Below are 17,081 nucleotides of genomic sequence, written 5' to 3' on the forward strand. Positions count from 1 at the left end.
ATATACTTAGTAAAATTTTAGAATTAGCAAGATGATAGTACAATACAAAAAACTAATACTAAGACAATAAATATGGCATATAAGAAACACAAAAAAGGCTTACATGAACGTAACCCACATAATAAAAGATATGATTTTCCTGAACTAATTAAAAGCTTAGCAAAATTAGGTGACTTTGTAGCAAAAAACAAATACGATGAATTATCAATAGACTTTTCAAACCCTGATGCTGTTTTGACTCTAAACAAAGCACTTTTATCTCACTTTTATGGTATTAAAAAGTGGTCCATTCCAAATGGCTATCTTTGTCCTCCTATTCCTGGACGTGCTGATTATCTTCATTATATTGCTGATTTATTAGCTGAGTTTAATGATACAAAAATTCCAACAGGTACAAATGTAAAAGGTTTAGATATTGGAATTGGTGCAAATTGTATTTATCCAATAGTTGGAAATAGTGTTTATAATTGGTCTTTTGTAGGTAGTGATATTGAAAAAGAGTCTATTGAATCTTCTCAAAAAATTATTGAAAACAATCCTTCTTTAAAAGGAAATATTGAGTGTAGATTACAATTAAATCATGATAGTATTTTTACAGGAATTATTAAAGAAGATGATAAATTTGATTTTACTTTATGTAATCCACCTTTTCACAAGTCACAAAAAGAAGCTCAAGCTGGAAGTAAAAGAAAGGTTCAAAATCTTACAAAAACAGTAATAGAAAAAGCCTCTTTAAACTTTGGTGGAAAAAATAATGAATTATGGTGTAAAGGTGGAGAGCTTGCTTTTGTTAAAGCTATGATAAAACAGAGTAAAAAATATGCTAAAAACTGTTTTTGGTTTACAACTATAGTTTCAAAAAAAGACAATCTTCCTTTTATTTATGATGCTTTAGATGCAATTAATCCAGTTGCTTATAACACAATTGAAATGCAACATGGACAGAAGATTAGCAGAATTGTAATTTGGACATTTCTTACAAATGAAGAACAAAATCAATGGTTCAAAAAATAAAATCACTTTTTTTAATTTTAGTTCTATTTTCAACAGTAGGGCTAAATTCTCTTTTTGCAAATGATAGTAATTATTTAATTTATTCTGATATAAATAAAGTACCAACAAAAAAAGCAGCTTTAGTTTTAGGAACTGCAAAATATGTTTCAAAGGGCAAGCAAAACTATTTTTATACTTATCGTATAAAAGCTGCTGTAAAACTTTGGAAAGCAAAAAAAGTTGATGCTATAGTTGTTTCAGGTGATAAAAGTAAATATTATGATGAAGTTACAACTATGTATAAAGATTTGATAAGAGCAGGGGTTCCAAAAAAATATATTACAAAAGATTACTTTGGTTTTAGGACTTTTGATTCAATTGTTCGAGCTAAAGAAGTTTTTGATTTAGATGATTATATTATTGTATCTCAAAAGTTTCATTTAAATCGTGCCCTTTATATTGCTCATGAAAAAGGACAAAATGCAATAGGTTTTGCAGCTAAAGCAATTGAAGGAACTAAAGCTGCTAAAAAGATGGAAGAACGAGAAGCTCTAGCTCAAATAAAAGCTTTTTTAGATATTAATATTTTGATGACTAAACCTAAAGTCTTGGGAAAGAAGATAAAAGTAAATTATCGAGAATAACTATCAAAAGTTATTGTAAATTCACATCCTTTGTATTTTTTATCTTTATAAATATAGTTAGAGTTTTCAACTACTATTTTGCCTTTCATTCCCTCAACTATAAAGTTATAAGTAATATTTAATCCTAAACCTGTTCCTAAGCTTTGATATTTACTTGTTGTATATGGTTCAAAAACTTTTTTTATTAGTTTTTCATCAATGCCACCTGCATTATCTTTTATTTTTATAAGGATTTTTTCATCTTCTTTTCTACTAGTAATAAAAAAATATTTTTCATCTTTTGAAGATTGTTCAAATGCATCAATTGAGTTATTAATTATATTTATAAAAGCTTGAATAATATCATTTTGATAATTTTGCATGATAATATTGTCATCTAAATCAAGTACAACTTTAAGATCACTTTTTATAATCGAACTATGAACAACATTTAAAAAACTTTTTATTGTATTTGTTAGATTAAAATCACTTATCTCTCTATTAGCTTTAATAAATTGTCTGAAATTATCTATTGTTTCTGATAAGTATTGAGTATTTTTATTTATAATTTCCATATGCTTATAAAAATCTTCATTTGATAAGATATCTAACTCTTTTTCAATCTTAGAAGCAGTTGCAATAGAAGAAATAATAGATAAAGGTTGTCTCCATTGATGCGCAATATTACCAATCATTTCACCCATTGAAGCTAGTTTTGTCTGTTGAAAGATGATATCTTGCTGTTTTTTTTGTTCAGTAATATCTGTAATATAACCAATAAAATGAGTAACTTTCTCATTTTCATCTTTTTTCATTACTGTATAATCTAAAACCCATTTTATATCACCATTTTTATGAAAAATTCTATATGGCTCATGTTTAAAATAGTCTAAATTATTTGAAAGAGCATTCTTTACTTCTTCTCTTACTTTTTTTATATCATCTTTATGTATAAATTTTGAATATATAAAATGGTTTTGTAAAACTTCTTCTTTTTTATAGCCTAATAATTTATAAATACTAGTAGATATATACTCTATATCCCAATCAGAATTGTTTTTCCATTCAAAAAGTACTGAATCACCTTTATCAAATAGTGATAATAAATTTGCTTGTGAATCTGTAAGTGATTTAGCTAATTTATTTAGCTCTTCTAACTTATCTAATTGCTCTTTTCTTTTTGTTACATCGTGACCAATTCCTAATACACCAATAATTTTGCCATTATGATCATGCATAGCTTTTTTTGTTGTATCAAGTAAAACTTGTTGTTTACTAGATGGATAAGATACCCATTCTTCATTTATAAGAGATCCTGATGCTTTCATAGCTAATTTATCATTTAATCTAAATTCATCAGAAGTTTTTTTATCTTTAAATTCATAATCAGTTTTATTAATAATATCTTCTTTTTTAGCTCCAAAAAACTTTTCAAATTCATGATTACACATTAAGTATTTTCCATTTGTATCTTTTAGCCAAATCATATCAGGGATAGTTTCTAGTATATTTTTATTTAATAATTCACTATCTCTTAATTTAATTTCATACGATTTTCGTAAAGAAATATCATTTATAGTCCATAAAACACCATTTGTTAATTCAATTGGAAGAGTTTTATCTAAAACTTTTCCTGAAAGTTCACACCATATGATAGTTCCATCTTTTTTCTTGAATTTATACTCTATATTAAAAAGTTCATTATCTTTTAAATGTAATGCAAACTGCTTTTTAAAATTTGAATTACTACTTTTTGATATATGAAAATCACTTGTCTTTCTACCAATTATTTCATCTACTGATTTATAACCAAAAATTTCTGCAAAACGCTTATTTGCTTTTATTATTTTTCTTCTATTATTTATATATATTAAACCACTTTGTGTATTATTAAATAGTTGCGAAAGTTGATACTCATTTTCAAGAACTTTTTTATAAACATTATCTTTCTCAATTGCTATTGAAGCCATATTTGAATAAGAAGAAATCAATTTTAATTCAAATTCAGAGGGTGCTTTATATATGCTATTATATATTGCAAAAGTTCCAAGAACTTCATTATTTGAAGATATAATTGGTTCAGACCAACATGCATGTAAGTTTGCTTTTCTTGTTAATTCTAAATAAGGTTGCCAATTTTCATGAGTATCAATATTTTCTATAATAACTCTTTGTTTCTTATAAGCAGCACTTCCACAAGAACCAATTTTTTCGCCAATTTCAACACCATTTATAGCTTCATTATAAAAATCAGGCAGACTTGGTGCAGCACCTTTTAATAGATGTTTTTTACTTTTATCTAATAATAGAATAGAACATTTAGTGTCTTCATTTCTTTCTTCTGCTAAAGAGATGATTTTTGTTAAAATTTTTTCTAAATCATTTTCTATCGCAATATATTCTAATAAGGATTTATTATCTTCATATATTAATTCATACTCTTTTCTAATAGTTATATTTCTTGCAACACAAAATAGTCCAACTTCATTATCTTCTAAATCATAAAGTATTTGTTTTGATATATTAAAATATGAGATGCCATTATCATCTTTTACTATTTGTTCTTCCATATTTTCTAAATCTATTTTATTTTCTAATATTTCTAAATCTATTTTTCTGAATCTACTTGCATCTTCTTTATTAAATAAATCATAGTCAGTTTTAAAAAGTACATCTTCTCTACTTTTATTAATAAAAGTTAAAAATGCTTTGTTTATATGAGTATATTGTCCTTTAAAGTTTTTAATAAATACTAAATCAGACATTAATTCTATAAAATTGTGTAATTCTTTTAAGTCATGTTTTGTTTTCATTTTAGACCTTTAGTATATTAAAATATTCTTCTCTAGAAATCTCTTTTGCACCTAGTGAAGCTAAGTGATCATTATAAACTTGACAATCAATCATTTTGATGCCATTTTCCTTAGCCTGATTACATAAATGATAAAAAGCTACTTTTGAAGTATCATTTACTTTTGCAAACATGCTTTCTCCACAAAATACATCATTTATAAGAAGACCATATAGTCCTCCAACAAGCTTCTCTTCTAAATAACACTCTATTGAAAATACATAACCTAATTCAAAAAGATTAGTATATGCTTGAATAAATTCCTCACTAATCCAAGTATCTTCTTCATGTTTTCTTTTAATATTAGCACAGTTTTTTATTACTTCTTCAAAGTTTTCATTTGATTTAATAACAAAACCCTTGTTTTTTATACTTTTTTTCAAGCTTTTTGAGAGCTTAAAATCTTCTGGATAAAGAACCATTCTTTTCTTAGGACTATACCAATGGATATAATTACTTTCATCTATAAACCATGGGAATATAGCATTTTTATAAGCTTTTATTAATCTTTGTGGATGAAAATCTCCTCCTATTGCAACTAGGTCATTATTCATCATTTTTAAGCTTGGAAAAGTAAAATTATTTTCTTCTAAAAGGTAAACCTTTTCTTCTATATCCAGTAATTCCATGATATTATTTTATCTTAAAAAGAATAAATGTAAGTTCAATATTATTAACATTCGTCTTTTAAGGTAATTGTCCAGTCTTTATATTCTGGATTATTTTTGATTTCATCTATTTGTTTTTGAGTTAAATCTTGATACTTCATAGTTTTACCATCCCAAATAATACACTCAAATAGTTCTTCTTTTACAAATATATTTTTTATAGTATTTAAAAACATTAGAATCCTTTAATTAATTTTATAAAAATAATACTAAAATTAAGCAAAGTTTAATTTAAAAAGATGTTATAATGTCAGTAAGAAAATAGTACGGAGGTGTAAATGACGAAGGTTTCACATTTTTAGTATTGTTACAAACTAAGATAATAATTTAAATCACTGTGTAGTGATAAGTTAAATAAATGTTTTATTTAACTAAGTATTTAAAAAAGGGAGATTAACTTTTAGTTAACTCCCTTTTTTTATGCCTAATAACTTCAAAAAGATGGATAGTATATGTTTTATAAAAGAGTTGTTTTAATATTGCTTTTTCCTTTACTTACTGTAAGTAGTTTATATTCTAATAATATAAAGTTAAGTTTTTTAAAGCCTAATAACTATTTTGAAAAACAAATAAAAAACAGTCTAAAGAATTCTGATTCATTAGATATTTTGATAGATACTTTAAATAGTAATTTCACTTTTAAAAAAGAAATAGTTATTGAAATAGGGCGAAATACAGGACCTTTATATGAGAATAAAACAAATAAAATTCTAATTCCTTATATCTTTTACCAAGAAACATATGATATGTTTAAAGAAGCTGAGTATGAAAAAACTGGTATTACACTAAAAGAGGCTACTATTGATGTTTTTATACAAACAATACTACATGAATTAGCACATGCAATAATTAAAATCCACAATTTACCAATTGTTGGAAAAGAAGAAGATATTGCAGATAGTTTTGCTGCTATTATTTTAATAGAATTTTTTAAAAATGGAGATGAAATACTTTTAACTTCTTCTGATGCTTTTAAACTTTATAGCAATAAGTATAAGTTTAACCAAGAAGATTTTATTGATGAGCATAGCTTAGATATACAAAGATTTTATGATTCTATATGTTATGTTTATGGAAGTTACCCCATAAAGTATAAAAATCTTTTGAAAAGTCTGAATTACAGTGAAGATAGAAAACTTTTATGTGAAGAAGATTATATTAAAAATGTAAATAATTGGTTTCATATTTTAAGAAATTATTTGAATAAAAATAGAACATAAGCTTGTTATTCAAATAGTTTTAGATATTATTTCAATAAAGTATAATTTCTGGAGATTTTTTGAAGATAGATATATCAGAATCGTTTATAAATAAAAGTAGAGTTAATTTAATAAAAAAGATTTGTGGCAATAAAGCTGGTGAAGAACTAGAAAAAGCTGTTTCAAATGCTTTTGAAAATATAGCAGACTCACTTGATGAAAAAACATATAAATTAATTGATTTTATCACTAAACTTGATAATATTAATACTCATACAGATGAGAACTTGCCTAATTACACATTAAAAAATAAAAATGTTCATGTTATAAAAGATGAAAAAAGTTTAAATGAAGCAGTTTCATCTTTGAATAATTCTAAAATATTAGGATTTGATACAGAACAAAAACCAATTTTTCAAAAAGGTGTTCCTCCAAGTCCTATTGCAATTATTCAAATGTCTAATGCAAGTGATTGTTATTTGTTTCAAGTTCATTTAATAAAAAATATAAAACCACTGTTAGATATTTTGACCAATAGAAATATTGTAAAAGTTGGAATTGGTTTAGATGGTGACAATTCAGCTTTATATAAAGAGTTTAGAATAAGGCCAAAATGTTGTATTGATTTTGGTTCTTTATTCAAATCAAAAATGGCATATCCAAATGATATTGGAGCAAAAAAGAGTGTTTTACTTTTTTTAAATAAAAACTTACAAAAATCGAAAAAAATATCTAGATCTAACTGGGAAAATATAAACTTAACAGATACTCAAGTTAAATATGCAAGTGAGGATGCTTCTTGTGTTTATGATGTATTTTGTAATATGCTTACAACTTATCCTTTTCTGATTCAAATACTTCCTTCATGGTTTGAAGAAAGATATAACAAAAATGAATATAGAGAATTAATCAAAATATAGCTAAATATACAACTTTTATACATCATTAGTGTAACTATTGCCTTTTTTTTGTATAAAAGTGAAAAAATATTGATATTGTAAAATTTTTTTGCTATACTTTAATAACTGAAACATAGAAGAGTATTTACTTTTTATTTTCGACCACTTTAGAAATAGAGTGTATTACAATTATAAGGATTTTGCAATGGCAGAACAAGTTAACGGAACTGTAAAATGGTTCAATAGTGAAAAAGGTTTTGGATTTATCCAACAAGAGACTGGTGGCGATGATGTATTCGTACACTTTAGACAAATCAATAACACAGGTTATGGTAGAGTTTCTCTTGAAGAAGGACAAAAAGTGTCTTTTGAAATCGGTGAAGGTCAAAAAGGACCTCAAGCTCAAAACGTTACAATTCTGTAAGTTTTTTCAATAAGCAGATTTAAATCTGCTTATTGTTTCTTTCTTTTTCTTATTTTAAAATTCCCAACTTATTTAATAACAATACTAATATCACAAATGGCACAATATATTTAACTAAAATATACCAAGTTTCAAATAGTGTTTTAGAAGTATGCTTTAAAAACTTTTCTTCAAGTAGTTTTTTATCAACATAATATCCTAAGAAAATACAAGTTAATATAGCAGCTAGTGGCATCATAACTGATGATGTAATAAAATCCATTATATCAAAAGCATTTTTTCCAAAGAAAGTTAAATCAGCTCCATATTTTGTAGACATTGAAAGTAGGGCAATAATACCTAAAATATAAAATGTACCACCACATAAAATAGTGGCTTTTTTTCTAGTCATATTAAATCTTTCTATAAAATACATTAGTGATGGTTCAATCATAGAAACAGCAGATGTAATACCTGCAAATACAAGTGCTAAGAAAAAAGAAACTGCAATAACTTGTCCTAATATTCCCCATCCTGAAAAAATCACAGGTAATGAAATAAATACAAGTCCAGGTCCTGCTGAACTTTGTGCACCTGCTTCAAAAAGAAAAGAGAAGATTATAAGTCCTGCAATAATTGCAATAGAAGTGTCAACAATTGCAACAAGTACAGATGATTTTACAAAATTTACTTCTTTATCAAGAGATGCTGAATAAGTCATAATTGTACCAACACCTAAAGAAAGAGTAAAGAAGGCTTGCCCTAAAGCTGCAAGTAAAGCATTCTCATCAATCTTTGAAAAATCAGGTGTAAACATAAAGCTAAGAGCTTTAGTAAAACTATCAAGAGATAAAGCATATAAAAGTAGTCCAAATAATATTACACCTAATAGGGGCATTAAAATTAGATTTATTCTTTCAATACCATCTTTAATACCTTTTAAAACGATATAAACAACAGTTCCTGCTATTAAAGTGTGATAAAAAAGTTGTAAAGCAATATCTTTTGATATTAATGTCTCAAAAGCTAAACCGGCTGTTTTAGCATCGCTTGGAAGAGTTGAAAAGGAAGTGAATACATAATTTAATATCCAACCTAATACAACTGAATAAAATGATAATATAATTAATCCTGAGAATATTATAATACCTGCGAATTTCCATTTGGAATTTTTTGATTTTGAAGTTTCTATAAATGAAGTTGCAACATTTGCTTGTGCATTTTGTCCAATTACTGCTTCAGCTAAAAAAACAACTAAACCAATAAATAAAATAGCTAATAAATAAACTATTACAAAAGCTCCACCACCATATTCACCTGTCACATATGGAAACTTCCATATATTACCTAGTCCTACAGCAGAACCTGCAGCTGCAAGGATAAAACCTATTCTTGAGAATTTATTCACATAAATACCTTTTTAGAAATTATAGTGTAATTAAAATGAAATTAATATGAATAAATCTTTATAGTAGTTTTAGTAAGGGTTTGCACTTCCTAAAACTTTGTCAAGAGTATATTTTAAATCCTCATCTAAATCCATATTTGTTCTCATCCAGTTTAAATAACCTGAATCTTCTTTAGCAACTTCTGCTACGTCTTTACCTTTGTGTTTACCGAACTTGAACGTTTTGATATATACAGGAGTTGATGTAAGTTCAACAAGTTTTTCCATTGGATTATAGTCTGGGTAAACTTCTCTACATTTAGCAACTAATTTAGATAAGAATAATTTCATTACTAAAACATCACCTAGTGCATCATGAGCTTTTATTGTAATACCAAGTTTATCTGCTTCTATTTTTTCTGTTTTATATAAATCAAGAGCATATCTTAAGTACTGAAGTCTATGAAAAGGAAGTTCAGAAAATAGATGTTTTGCACATCTTAATGTATCAATTTCTTTATAATTATTTACAAAACCTTCTTTTTTTATCATTCCCATATCAAAAGAGATATTATGTGCAATTATATAATTTTCACTTGTATTTAACTCTTCAAGCTTTTTATAGAATGTTGTTTGAGTTGCAGTTACTTTACCTTCAATCATATCTGGAGTAATATTGTGAACTTCCATTGCTTCAATTTTTATTCCAACATCAGTAGAACAAAATTCATCGTAAGCTTCAACTTTTCCTTTTTGGTCAATAATCATTGCTCCAAATTGAATAACTCTATCGTCGTCTTTATTACCTGTAGTTTCTGTATCAAATAGTACATAATGTGCCATTGTGTAAATTCCTCTTTATATAATTAACATTCCATCACCATAAGAGAAAAATCTGTATTCTTCTTTTATAGCTTCTTCATAAATCTCTAGTGTTTTTTCTAAACCAACAAATGATGCAATTAACATAATTAATGTTGATTTTGGTAGGTGAAAATTTGTAAGTAAGTGATCAACTTTTATAGGTTCATTTGCTGGATTTAAAAATAAATCACACTCTCCTGAAATCATATTTTTTCTTGCATAATACTCTATTGTTCGTGTAACCGTAGTTCCAACTGCAAGTACTTTAGAAGCTTTATCTAAAGACTCTTTAGCTTCTCTTCCTATTTCAAAATATTCACTGTGCATTGGATGACTTAAAATGTCTTCTGCATCAACTGGTTTAAATGTTCCTGCACCTACATGAAGTGTTAAATAGTTTACATCATATTTATCATTAATTTTTTCTAATAACTCTTGCGTAAAGTGTAATGATGCAGTAGGAGCTGCTACTGCTCCATAGTTTTTAGCAAATAGTGTTTGATAGTTGGTATTATCTTCTTCATTATCTTCTCTATTCATGTAGTGAGGAAGTGGTAAATGACCAATTTTATTTAAAGTCTCAACTAATGTTAAAAAATCAAGTTTTTTTTCATTTTGATAAAACTCTACTACTCTTGTACCATCTTCATTTATTTCTAGTACTTTTACTATTATATCTTCTTCAAAATATAAAAGCATTCCAATACTTACTTTTCCTCTAATCATTACTAAATATCTATCCATAAATAGAGGTTTATTTAGTAATAACTCAACTTTTCCACCTGATAATTTCTTACCAAATATTCTTGCTTTTATAACTTTTGTATCATTTAAAAAAACTGATATATCTTCAGGTAAAAAATCCATTAAATTTTTAAATGTTGAGTGAGTGATTGTATTAGTTTCTCTATTATAGACCAATAACTTTGCACTATCTGCTGGATGAACTGGTTTTGAAGCTATGAGTTCTTTGGGTAAATCATAATCATAGCTTGAAGTTTTTAAGGGGTCTAACATATATTCTTATTTTCTCTCTTTTTCATCTTCATAGTCTTCTTCTAATTCTTCATCTTTTTCGTCATCTAAATCTTCGTCTTCATCTTCTTCTGTTGGAGCAGGATTGAAAACTTTTGCAATATAGATTGATACTCCATAAAGAATAATAAGTGGACCTGCCATTAAGAATTGAGTTAATACATCAGGTGGCGTTAAAAGTGATGCTAAAATAAAGATTAAAACAACTGCATATTTAAAGAAGTCTTTTAACATTCTATCATCTACAAGACCTATTTTTGCTAGGAAAAATGTAATTACTGGTAATTCAAAAGCAACACCAAAACCAAATAATAGTTTTGTAAAAAAGCCTACATACTTACCAATACTAGGTAAGATTGTAACAACAGCAGAACCAAAGTTTACAAGAAATTCAAAACCATAAGGTACAACTACATAATAAGCAAATGAAGAACCCATTAAGAACATTAATGTTGCAAAAAATACAAAAGGAACTACAAGTTTCTTTTCATGGTCATAAAGTCCAGGTGCTAAAAACAGCCATAACTGCCAAAATATTACAGGTAGTGAAAGGATAAAACCTGAAAAGAATGCAACTTTAAGTGCTGTGAAGAATGTTTCTTGTATTTCAACTGCAACCATTTTTGAATCAGGTGGAAGAACAGCTTCAACAGGAACCATCATCCATGTTAAAATTGGTTCATAGAAGAAAAAACATGCAAAGAACATCACTAAAAGTGATAATCCTGATATCATTAATCTTTTTCGTAAATCCGCAATATGTGGTTTTAAATCATCAAACATTAAGCCTTGTCCTCTTTCTTTTCATCATCAAAATTAACTTTAAATTTATTTGCTGGATTTTCTTCTACTTTTGTAGCTTCTTCAATCTTTTCAGCTTTTTCAGTTTTCTCAGCTTTTTTCTTTTTATCTTTTTTGATTTTTGGTTTCTCTTCTTTTAGCTCATCATTCATAATATCATCAAGGCCTAAATCTACTTTAGAACTACTTGTCATTGACATCTTTGTATCTGATAGTTGAGCTTTAAACTTATTAGCTTCTTCTTTCATTTCTGTTATATTTAATTCATTATCTAAAGTTGATTTTGCATCTGCAACTCCAGATTTAAATTTCTTTAAAAACTTTGCTACTTCTACCATAGCCGTAGGTAGTTTATCAGGTCCAAGTGCAATAATTGCAATAATTGCAATTAAAAAGATTTCCATAAAGCCCATTCCAAACATTATCTAACTCCAATGTATATTTAAAGTAGAGATTTTATCCAATTAGAACAAAAAGACAAATTAATTTTATTTTTCAAGTAAAATTAGATAAAATCTATTAGAGTTATTTAAGATAAAAATTTAAGGAAAAGTATGAAAATTATAGTACTACTAATAATAGGATTTATATTATATATAATTGCAAAAAACTATAAAACAGAAAAGTTTAAAAATATTAATTTAAAATATAAAGAGAATTTTGATGGGGATTTATTAAATCATGAAGCAGGGCTATTAATAGCTTTAATGGCAAAAGTTGCAAAGGCAGATGGAAAAGTATGTGAATTAGAAGCAGAACTTTTAAAACACACATTTAATGATATTTCAAGTCATTTTGAAAATAATGAAGAGGTTAGAGAAAAACTAAAAGTATTATATAAAGAACAAAAAGAGAGTTTTGATAATACTCTAGAAATTTGTCAAAGTTTATACACTTTAACAAAATTTGACTATTCAAAACGTGTTAAAATTATGGAGTATTTACTAAATCTTGCATTTATAGATAAAGAGTTTTCCAAAACTGAAAAAATGATTGTTGAAGATATTTCAAATGCATTAAAAATTAAAAAACACGATTTTGAAAATTTAATTAATACTTTTGAAGCTTTCTATTCTAATCAAGCTTCTTCAAATGCACTCTCTTTAGAAAAAGCATATGAAGTTTTAGAATCTAATAGTAGTGAAGATAATAATACTATTAAAAAAAGTTATAGAAACTTAGTAAAACAGTATCATCCAGATATTATGTCAGGACGTGGTGAAGCTCAAAATATAATTGATGAAGCTACTAAAAAACTTCAAGAGATAAATGAAGCTTATGAATTAATCAAAAAAGATAGAGGAATCTAATGTTAGGTTTTGATACTTCATATGAAGTTTGTAATTGTAAAAGAGTTTCTATTGAACAAATTGTTTTAGCACTTGAAGATAAGAGTGAACCAACTTTAAGAGATATACAAGACTTAACTACAGCAGGTACTGAATGTAGACATTGTATTTTTAAAGAGGGCGATAATGGAAAATTAAAAAAGAAAATATATTGTAAAGATATATTAAATGAAATTAAAAATAAGAGAGTATAATGTCTAGAAAATTTCAACACTCATATGAAGTTTGTACTTGCAAACATACAACATTAGGTGAGATTATTCATGCTATAAAAGATAGAGGAGCTTCTTCAATTGAAGAGATTGGAGAGTTAACAGACGCAGGTACTTGTTGTAAATCATGCATAAATCCAAGTCATGATAAAGGCGTGGAAAAGATGGAACTATATTTAGAAGAAATAGTAAATAAATTTGTAAAGAATTAGAAGATGAAAGAAGAATTAATAGTTCAAATAAAAGAGTTACTAAAGATTAATAAAAATGAAGTAATAGATATCAACCCTAATTATCTTGAATATTTTCAAGAAGAAGAATTAGAAGATATTGTAAATCAATTAAATGGTAGAAAACAGAACGTATCATCGATAACTGCAGAGTATTTAGATGAGATTTATGAAAAAACAAAAAAAGATGAGATATAATTATTATATAAAGGATTATAATTGATAAATTGGCCAAATATAAAAATACAATTAATTGACTTTTTAAAAAGTGAAGTTGAAAAGTCTGGGTTAGAGAAAGTTACAGTTGGATTATCAGGTGGATTAGATTCAGCAGTAGTTGCAGTACTTTGTAAAGAAGTTTTCGGAGATAAGTTAAACTGTGTTTTAATGCCCTCACAATTTTCATCACAAAGTTCAACAGACCATGCAGTTGAGCTTTGTGAAAAATTTAATATTAAATATGAAATCATCTCAATAGCACCAATGGTTGAGTCTTTTATAAACAATATGGATGAAGATAAATTAAGAATTGGGAATTTTTCTGCAAGAATGAGAATGTCTGTACTTTATGATGTATCTTCACGTGAAAAATCTTTAGTAGTAGGAACTTCAAATAAAAGTGAATTATTATTAGGTTATGGAACAATTTTTGGTGATATTGCTTGTGCTATTAATCCAATTGGTCAAATGTATAAAAGTGATGAATTTGAATTTGCAAAACATTTAGGAGTTGTTGACTCAATTCTTACAAAAGCTCCAAGTGCAGACCTTTGGGAAGATCAAACGGATGAAGATGAACTTGGATATTCATATAAACAAATGGATGATGCATTAAAACTTTTAGTTGATGAAAAAAAGAGTAAAGAAGAATTAATATCAACTGGTTTTGAAAAAAAATTAGTAGATATGTTAGATTATAGAATGAAATCAAATGCCTTTAAAGGTAAATTACCAACAATTGCAAATATTAATTGGAGCTTGAAATAATGAAAAGAGATATTGCTATATATAAAGCATCTTTAGATAATGAAGAATTAACTCAAATTAGAAGTGTTTTAGAATCAAAAGATGATTTATCTAAATCTATTGAATTTGAAGAAAAAATGATTAAATTCATTGGTTCAAAATATGCAGTTGCAACATCAACTTCTACTTCAGCTATTCATCTTGCTTTGAGTGCAATAAAACTTAAAAGAGGTGATAAAATTTTAATGTCTGTAAACTCTTTTGTAAACTTACCTGAAGTTGTAAGACATTTTGATGCAGAGCCTGTATTTATTGATATTAATATGGAAGATATGAATATTGATGTTGATAAGTTTGAAAAAGCCTTAGCTGCAAATGAATCAAAAAAATTAAGAGGTGCTATTATTACTTTTGTTGGTGGTCAAACTCCTGACTTAGATAGAATTTATGATATTGCTCAAAAATATGGAATTATTTTAATTGAAGATTGTAGATCAGCTTTAGGTGTAATGTATAAGGGAAAAAGAGTAGGAAATTTAAGAGCAGATATGACTATTTTCTCAACAAATCCATCAAATAGTAAATATGCAATTTCTAGATCTGGAGTTATTACAACAAATAATGAAGAGATAGCAAATAGAGCAAAACTTCTTAGAACTCATGCACTAACAACTACATATGATAGTTATGGAAACTTAGATTATGTATATGATGTAGTTGATATTGGTCATAAATATGATTTATCTGAATTAGATGCAGCCTATGCACTTGCACAGTTAAATAAAACAGATAAGTTTATAAAAAGAAGAAAAGAAATAGCAAAACTTTATGCAAAAAGATTAACAGGTGTTAAACATATAGAAATACCTACATATAAAGATGAGCATATTTTTACGCAGTTTATTATAAAAGTTTCAAGAAATAGAGATGCTTTTGCAAGAGCATTAAAAGAAAGAGGAGTTGCTACTGGTCTTAACTATATTCCTTTACATTTACTTTCTTATTATAAAACAAAATATTCTATAAAAATTACTGCATTTTCAAATGCATTAAATAATTATCAACAAATATTGTCTTTACCAATATATGCAAGTTTAACAGATGAAGAAGTTAATTATGTATGTGATCAGGTAATTGATGTTGCTTCTGAGTGGATTTAATCTACTTTGAAACAAAAACTTTATTTATGGATTGAAGATTATCTCTTCTTTCCAAATGCTTTTCAGCAAATAATTGCCTATCTTTTACTCCCTTTAACATTTATCTATATGCTTATCATCTTAACAAAACGTACTTTTGCAAAAGAAAGAGATTTTGGAATACCAGTGATTTCTATTGGAAATATTATAGTAGGTGGAAGTGGGAAAACTCCAGTTGCTATAAAATTAGCAAGCTCTTATGAAGATGTATGTGTGATTTTAAGAGGTTATGGAAGAGCTTCTAAAGGATTGTATGTAATATCTAATAAAGGTCAAATATTAGAAGATATTAGTGTTAGTGGTGATGAAGCAATGCTTTTAGCAAAGTCTTTATCAAAAGCTACAATTATTGTAAGTGAAGATAGAAGTAAAGCTATTTTAAAAGCAAAAGAGCTTGGCTGCAAAATTATATTTTTAGATGATGGTTTTTCAAAATATAATATTAAGAAGTTTAATATTTTATTAAGACCAAAAGATGAACCAACAAACTTTTATTGTCTGCCAAGTGGTGGGTATAGAGAGCCTAAAGGCTTATATGCTTATGCTGATTTAGAATTAAAAGAGGGTAGAGATTTTAATAGAATTATAACCATTAGAAAAAATGCAAAAGATAATAAGGAAGTTAGTTTAGATAAGAAAGTTCTAGTTTTAACAGCTATTTCTAAACCAAAGAGACTTTTAGAATTTTTGCCAAAAGATACAAAACTTTTAGCTTATCCAGATCATCATACTTTTATAAAAGAAGAAATAGAAGAAATAAAAGAAAAATATAAAGAGTATCAAATATTAACTACTGGAAAAGATTTAGTAAAGCTTGAAAATTTTAATATCAAAAATTTATACTTAATGCACTTAGATATAAAAATAGAGGAAAGTGTAGACTTTTCTTTAATGAGGGAGTATATAAAAAGCTATGAATAAAATATATTATTTAGATGATGAAGCTTTATTTCATTTGGACTCAACGAAAAAAACCAACTCTTTATTATGGAAAGTGATGTATAAAAGAGTAAAGAAAAACTTAAATACAAAGCTAATAAATCCTTTAACTTTAAAAGAGATTATTTTTAATAAACACATAAATAAAAGTATAGTTTATAACTCTCCTCTTCCAAATGTAATGATACAAAAAGGTTCTAATTGGTATTTAGGAGATGATGAAAAAGAGTATTATTTACCAATCTCATTAAGCTTTTCAAATGATAAAATAAGATTTGACCTTGTGTTAATTGACGGTGTTATTGATATTAGAAATGTTGAGTTAAATGATGATAAAAAACCTTTAAAACATAAACCAATGTTACTTTTAAAAAATTTAAAAGTTCTTGAATTATGTTTTGAATTATTGTTAGATCAATTACGAAATTATGAAGAAGATAATGCATAAAAGAGATAAGAGATT

General features: G+C 26.4%; 21 protein-coding genes. 13 read left to right on the forward strand and 8 right to left on the reverse strand.

The features are described 5' to 3' along the window. Positions 1 to 72: 72 nt before the first annotated feature. Together rlmF and GBG18_RS09120 are read left to right on the forward strand one after the other, a co-directional pair. The gene (gene rlmF / locus GBG18_RS09115) at positions 73 to 1,014 is read left to right on the forward strand and encodes a 23S rRNA (adenine(1618)-N(6))-methyltransferase RlmF (protein ID WP_152190399.1); all 942 of its coding nucleotides are present in this window, start codon (positions 73 to 75) and stop codon (positions 1,012 to 1,014) included. Beyond that, a complete protein-coding gene (locus GBG18_RS09120; RefSeq protein ID WP_152190400.1) occupies positions 999 to 1,637 on the forward strand; it encodes a SanA/YdcF family protein in 639 nt (212 codons plus the stop codon). Before rlmF ends, GBG18_RS09120 begins: the two co-directional genes overlap by 16 nt. Here GBG18_RS09120 and GBG18_RS09125 read toward each other — a convergent pair. From GBG18_RS09125 to GBG18_RS15325, 3 genes are read right to left on the reverse strand one after another with little or no spacing between them, the layout of a single operon-like run. Continuing rightward, entirely contained in the window at positions 1,625 to 4,429 is a 2,805-nt protein-coding gene (locus tag GBG18_RS09125) for a PAS domain S-box protein (RefSeq protein ID WP_152190402.1), read from the reverse strand. The genes GBG18_RS09120 and GBG18_RS09125 overlap by 13 nt on opposite strands. A gap of 1 nt (position 4,430) precedes the next feature. Beyond that, positions 4,431 to 5,096, reverse strand: a complete 666-nt coding sequence (gene aat / locus GBG18_RS09130) for a leucyl/phenylalanyl-tRNA--protein transferase (protein WP_152190404.1) — start codon at positions 5,094 to 5,096, stop codon at positions 4,431 to 4,433. 44 nt (positions 5,097 to 5,140) lie between these two features. Further along, positions 5,141 to 5,311, reverse strand: coding sequence for a hypothetical protein (locus tag GBG18_RS15325; RefSeq protein ID WP_193311107.1), 171 nt, complete (start codon positions 5,309 to 5,311; stop codon positions 5,141 to 5,143). A gap of 276 nt (positions 5,312 to 5,587) precedes the next feature. Between GBG18_RS15325 and GBG18_RS09135 the strand changes: the two genes are divergently transcribed. The 3 genes from GBG18_RS09135 (at position 5,588) to GBG18_RS09145 (ending at position 7,657) form a co-directional block, all read left to right on the forward strand. Further along, complete coding sequence (locus tag GBG18_RS09135) at positions 5,588 to 6,355, forward strand: DUF4344 domain-containing metallopeptidase (RefSeq protein WP_152190406.1); 768 nt, start codon at positions 5,588 to 5,590, stop codon at positions 6,353 to 6,355. Between the two features lie 59 nt (positions 6,356 to 6,414). Further along, positions 6,415 to 7,254 carry a 3'-5' exonuclease gene (locus GBG18_RS09140; RefSeq protein WP_193311108.1) on the forward strand — a complete coding sequence of 280 codons (840 nt, stop codon included), beginning with the start codon at positions 6,415 to 6,417 and terminating at the stop codon, positions 7,252 to 7,254. Between the two features lie 184 nt (positions 7,255 to 7,438). Beyond that, positions 7,439 to 7,657: a cold-shock protein gene (locus GBG18_RS09145; protein WP_152190409.1), complete on the forward strand. Its 219-nt coding sequence runs from the start codon at positions 7,439 to 7,441 to the stop codon at positions 7,655 to 7,657. A 49-nt stretch (positions 7,658 to 7,706) separates the two neighbouring features. On the opposite strand, the gene GBG18_RS09150 is transcribed toward GBG18_RS09145, so the two are convergent. The 5 genes from GBG18_RS09150 to tatB form a co-directional block, all read right to left on the reverse strand. Continuing rightward, entirely contained in the window at positions 7,707 to 9,044 is a 1,338-nt protein-coding gene (locus GBG18_RS09150; protein WP_152190411.1) for a sodium-dependent transporter, read from the reverse strand. Positions 9,045 to 9,113: 69 nt separating this feature from the next. Next, entirely contained in the window at positions 9,114 to 9,866 is a 753-nt protein-coding gene (locus GBG18_RS09155) for a 3'-5' exonuclease (protein ID WP_152190413.1), read from the reverse strand. 15 nt (positions 9,867 to 9,881) lie between these two features. Then, entirely contained in the window at positions 9,882 to 10,904 is a 1,023-nt protein-coding gene (gene queA, locus GBG18_RS09160; protein ID WP_152190415.1) for a tRNA preQ1(34) S-adenosylmethionine ribosyltransferase-isomerase QueA, read from the reverse strand. Positions 10,905 to 10,910: 6 nt separating this feature from the next. Then, entirely contained in the window at positions 10,911 to 11,705 is a 795-nt protein-coding gene (gene tatC, locus GBG18_RS09165) for a twin-arginine translocase subunit TatC (RefSeq protein WP_152190417.1), read from the reverse strand. Continuing rightward, a complete protein-coding gene (gene tatB / locus GBG18_RS09170; protein WP_152190418.1) occupies positions 11,705 to 12,145 on the reverse strand; it encodes a Sec-independent protein translocase protein TatB in 441 nt (146 codons plus the stop codon). Before tatB ends, tatC begins: the two co-directional genes overlap by 1 nt. Before the next feature lie 132 nt (positions 12,146 to 12,277). Here tatB and GBG18_RS09175 point away from each other — a divergent pair, with 132 nt between their 5' ends. Genes GBG18_RS09175 through GBG18_RS09210 form a run of 8 tightly spaced genes read left to right on the forward strand, consistent with a single transcriptional unit; the run spans position 12,278 to position 17,066 of the window. Next, positions 12,278 to 13,033 (forward strand): TerB family tellurite resistance protein, encoded by a 756-nt coding sequence (locus GBG18_RS09175; RefSeq protein WP_152190420.1) that lies wholly within the window; start codon positions 12,278 to 12,280, stop codon positions 13,031 to 13,033. Continuing rightward, a complete protein-coding gene (locus tag GBG18_RS09180) occupies positions 13,033 to 13,266 on the forward strand; it encodes a (2Fe-2S)-binding protein (RefSeq protein WP_152190422.1) in 234 nt (77 codons plus the stop codon). Before GBG18_RS09175 ends, GBG18_RS09180 begins: the two co-directional genes overlap by 1 nt. After that, positions 13,266 to 13,496 carry a (2Fe-2S)-binding protein gene (locus GBG18_RS09185; protein WP_152190424.1) on the forward strand — a complete coding sequence of 77 codons (231 nt, stop codon included), beginning with the start codon at positions 13,266 to 13,268 and terminating at the stop codon, positions 13,494 to 13,496. Before GBG18_RS09180 ends, GBG18_RS09185 begins: the two co-directional genes overlap by 1 nt. Positions 13,497 to 13,499: 3 nt before the next feature. Beyond that, positions 13,500 to 13,712, forward strand: coding sequence for a hypothetical protein (locus tag GBG18_RS09190; RefSeq protein WP_152190425.1), 213 nt, complete (start codon positions 13,500 to 13,502; stop codon positions 13,710 to 13,712). 21 nt (positions 13,713 to 13,733) lie between these two features. Further along, a complete protein-coding gene (locus GBG18_RS09195; RefSeq protein WP_152190427.1) occupies positions 13,734 to 14,501 on the forward strand; it encodes an NAD+ synthase in 768 nt (255 codons plus the stop codon). Continuing rightward, positions 14,501 to 15,640, forward strand: coding sequence for a DegT/DnrJ/EryC1/StrS family aminotransferase (locus GBG18_RS09200; RefSeq protein ID WP_152190429.1), 1,140 nt, complete (start codon positions 14,501 to 14,503; stop codon positions 15,638 to 15,640). The genes GBG18_RS09195 and GBG18_RS09200 overlap by 1 nt, the downstream gene beginning before the upstream one ends. A 6-nt stretch (positions 15,641 to 15,646) precedes the next feature. After that, a complete protein-coding gene (locus GBG18_RS09205; protein WP_152190431.1) occupies positions 15,647 to 16,600 on the forward strand; it encodes a tetraacyldisaccharide 4'-kinase in 954 nt (317 codons plus the stop codon). Then, positions 16,593 to 17,066 (forward strand): hypothetical protein, encoded by a 474-nt coding sequence (locus GBG18_RS09210; RefSeq protein WP_152190433.1) that lies wholly within the window; start codon positions 16,593 to 16,595, stop codon positions 17,064 to 17,066. Before GBG18_RS09205 ends, GBG18_RS09210 begins: the two co-directional genes overlap by 8 nt. The last annotated feature ends 15 nt before the right edge of the window (positions 17,067 to 17,081 follow it).

Source organism: Poseidonibacter ostreae (genome assembly GCF_009208075.1).
Lineage (GTDB): Bacteria > Campylobacterota > Campylobacteria > Campylobacterales > Arcobacteraceae > Poseidonibacter > Poseidonibacter ostreae.